Origin of the sequence: Deinococcus rhizophilus (genome assembly GCF_030271215.1) — a bacterium.
GTDB lineage: Bacteria > Deinococcota > Deinococci > Deinococcales > Deinococcaceae > Deinococcus > Deinococcus rhizophilus.
The window spans coordinates 1-546 of sequence record NZ_JASNGB010000387.1; the positions used below are offsets into that span (position 1 = coordinate 1).

A 546-nucleotide genomic window follows, 5' to 3' on the forward strand; every position below is an offset into this window, starting at 1 on the left:
AGCCCCGAGGGAAGGTCGATGGCGAGGACCCGCGTCCCCGCCCTCCGCGCCGCGTTGGTCGCCTCCACCACCCCCACCAGCTCTCCCCGCAGCGGCGGCCGAAACCCCGTCCCCAGCAGCCCGTCCACCAGCAGCGCCGCGCCCCGCGCCTCCCGCGTCACGGCCTCCGGCGTCAGCGTCCCGACCTCCACCCCGAAGGCCCCCAGCCGTTCTCTATTCAGCCGCGTCAGTGCGTGCCGGGACGGGGCGGCCAGCACCCGCACCGCCGCCCCCCATCCCGTCAGGTACCGCGCGGCCACCAGCGCGTCCCCACCGTTCGCCCCGCTCCCGGCGAGCAGCAGCACCGGGCCGCCCGCCGCCAGCTTCCCCGCCACCTCCGCAACCGCCCGCCCCACCGCCTCCATCGCGGGGTCCAGCAGGCCCGCCGCCTCCAGCCGGGCGTCCAGCGCCGCGACCCCGGCGGGCAGGAAGATCAGGTCCGTTCCTCCCGCCACGCTGGCCGCCACGCTAGCCCCCGAAGCCGCGCAGCAGCCCGAACAGCAGCAG

The 546-nt window shown here is 77.8% G+C and carries 1 protein-coding gene; it reads right to left on the bottom strand.

Annotated elements, in window-relative coordinates; translation table 11 throughout:
• Positions 1 to 506: NAD(P)H-hydrate epimerase (locus QOL99_RS17490; protein ID WP_285525688.1), on the bottom strand; the 506-nt coding region annotated here is incomplete at its 3' end.
• Positions 507 to 546: the final 40 nt, after the last annotated feature.